Here is a 2494-nt window from a genome sequence, read left to right as displayed (position 1 = left end):
AATAAAATTTATAAGCAGTTAATTAATAATGCGCTGGAGGGAGAGTTTGATTTAGCGTGGCACGCAATAAAATAATATGCCACGCTTTGTTTAATTAGAAAATACTAATTAAAAGTGAACCTGAATACCCGCAAATGGGCCAGATGCATCAATATCAGTCGTAATATCATCTACATCATCAAGTTCTAATACCATAGAGCGGTAACCTGCTTTAACAGCAACATCTACTGCTAGGTTATCAATAAGTTCCCACGCTACGCCTACTTGGTAATCTTGTACTTTGCTATCGTCAATAGCCAAAAAGCTACCTTCAAAAAATACACTTAAACCAGTAAATGGTAAGCCGGCTTCGGCACGGCCATATGCAAGAGGAACAAAACCAGAGAAATCTTTTGTTTCGGTAAAGTTAGTACCACCATTTTGAGTAGTACCATTTACAACAATATCACCATCAAACTGCTTAGCATTTAAACCTAAGTCAATTGAGATTAAATCGTTATCAAAAATCTCATAATAAAAAATGTAATCGATGTGTGTTAAATCACTTACCGTATTTACCGTAGAGCCTACAACATAATCAGAGCCATTAAAGCTAAATGTATCTGTAAGTAGCGCAGAACCATTTAACTCAAGCTCGGTATACTTTAATTTAATATTTGGAACTAATGGTACAGGGTGCTCAAGTGCCGCGTAGTAACTTACAAAAGTCTCATCTTCAAAATTAAAATCTTGAGATGCATTATTTTTATAAGAAAATTGACCATCGTTATCTGACTTCCACCCATCAACACCTACGTATAAACCTAGTAGAGTGTCAGCTTGCGCTGCTGGTGCTAAACATGCCATTGAAAGGGCTGCTGCTAAACAATACTTTTTCATTTTTTATCCTTGAGCTAGTAGTTCGCTGAGTTCGATTAAAGCCGCATTGGCTCTAGAAATATAATTTGCCATAACTAAAGAATGGTTTGCCACATAGCCAAAACCATTGCCGTTTAAAATAAGTGGGCTCCAAACTGTTTCTTGAGTCGCCTCAAGTTCACGTATGATTTGTTGTAAGCTTACACGTGCATTTTTCTTTTCAAGCACGTCATTAAAGTCATACTCTATCGCTTGTAAAAAATGCAGTAACGCCCAAGTAGCACCGCGCGACTCGTAAAACACATCGTCAATTTCTAACCATGGTGTTCTTACTTGCTGCTGCAGTGGCGCAAGAGTTGCTTGTTTATTAGATGAATTACCCGCTAAATCGGTGTTTACTTTTTCTTGGCCTACACTGGCACTTAAACGTTGGCTTAAGCTACCTAAACGTTTTTCAGCTTCTTTAAGCCAACTACGTAAGTTATCTGCTCGTGCGTAAAATTGGCTATCGCGCTCATGCTCATTAGCAATTTGTCCACGATATACCATTAAGTAGTCAATACCTTTTTGGTACTCACCTTCGGCACTTGGCCATGCCCATGCCTCAGAGCTTATATTAAACTGCGGCTGCGCCTTTTTAAGGGCTTCATGTTCCGTTGATTGTGATTGAGAACGGCTAAAATCTTTTCGCATAGAAAGCGATAAATCACGTACCATTTCTAGTGCGCCATATTCCCACGCTGGCATATCATCCATAATAATACTTGGTGGTATTACATCATTTGATAAGTAGCCACCCGGTTTATCTAGTAAGGTATTGGCTACCGTAATTAATGTAGAAGTAGTTACATAACCCGTTACTATTTTTTCATTACGAAGCTGCGCTTGCTCTTTCGCGTTTGCAACAACGTCAAAACGTGAAGGTTCTGTGCTCCAATAAACAGCAATTGCGTAAAAAATGATAAGCAGTAAAACAATTATTCCTGCTATTTTTCCTTTATGTTGCGACATGTGTACTCCTAATGATGAGCGTGTTGAGTAGATGGTTTTGACTGCTTAGCTTGCGCTTCAAGCGACACGACTTGAGCATTAGTAAATAAGCGATTACCGTCACTAAAATATAGTGTGAGTTTACGTTCTTGTCCTACTTTTAATGGCTCTTGTGGTTCAAATGCCATTAAATGATAACCGCCAGGCTGAAAGCTGACACTTTCGTGCGCCTTAATTTCAACCGATTCAACTTGTAGCATTTTCATCATGCCGTCTACATGTGAATGTTCGTGTATTTCAACACGCCCTAAGCCATCAATAGTTGCCTTAGTTAAAGTTGCTGCGGCTCCACTGTGATTAATAAGGGTTAAATAACCTACAGTTGAAGTACTGCCAGGTAAAAACTCTCTAACTTGCGCGTTAGTTACTTCGAGCACAGCCACATCAGAACCATGATCGTGCCCTGAGTGCGCCGCCAACGATGACGAAAAAAAACTAAATATTAATGCAGAAGCCATCGAAAAACATAGTTTCGTCATCATTCTTATCCTTATGAAAACTTTAAATTACAGGCTAAATTTAACATAGTTAACCTATAATAGTCAGTCAAATTAAGGATTAAGAGGCGACTTTTTTGTTATCGGCA

Annotated in this window: 3 protein-coding genes; all 3 read right to left on the bottom strand. The window is 38.7% G+C overall.

All coding sequences use genetic code 11. From position 1 onward, the window contains the following. Positions 1–108 precede the first annotated feature (108 nt). Genes H5072_RS16790 through H5072_RS16780 form a run of 3 tightly spaced genes read right to left on the bottom strand, consistent with a single transcriptional unit; the run spans position 109 to position 2387 of the window. Positions 109–879 (bottom strand): TIGR04219 family outer membrane beta-barrel protein, encoded by a 771-nt coding sequence (locus H5072_RS16790; RefSeq protein ID WP_002957929.1) that lies wholly within the window; start codon positions 877–879, stop codon positions 109–111. Between the two features lie 3 nt (positions 880–882). Further along, complete coding sequence (locus H5072_RS16785; protein WP_024603343.1) at positions 883–1869, bottom strand: DUF2333 family protein; 987 nt, start codon at positions 1867–1869, stop codon at positions 883–885. Between the two features lie 8 nt (positions 1870–1877). Continuing rightward, the gene (locus H5072_RS16780; protein ID WP_404936171.1) at positions 1878–2387 is read right to left on the bottom strand and encodes a copper chaperone PCu(A)C; all 510 of its coding nucleotides are present in this window, start codon (positions 2385–2387) and stop codon (positions 1878–1880) included. Positions 2388–2494: the final 107 nt, after the last annotated feature.

The organism is Pseudoalteromonas sp. SR45-5, assembly GCF_014163565.1.
Lineage (GTDB): Bacteria > Pseudomonadota > Gammaproteobacteria > Enterobacterales > Alteromonadaceae > Pseudoalteromonas > Pseudoalteromonas distincta.
The sequence above is the reverse complement of the archived record's forward strand: the minus strand, read 5'-3'. Positions and strand labels throughout refer to the sequence as shown.

Bases quoted from the DNA above. Each gene is read 5' to 3' on its own strand.
- H5072_RS16780 (WP_404936171.1), bottom strand. From the start codon at position 2,387: ATGACGAAACTATGTTTTTCGATGGCTTCTGCATTAATATTTAGTTTT.
- H5072_RS16785 (WP_024603343.1), bottom strand. From the start codon at position 1,869: ATGTCGCAACATAAAGGAAAAATAGCAGGAATAATTGTTTTACTGCTT.
- H5072_RS16790 (WP_002957929.1), bottom strand. From the start codon at position 879: ATGAAAAAGTATTGTTTAGCAGCAGCCCTTTCAATGGCATGTTTAGCA.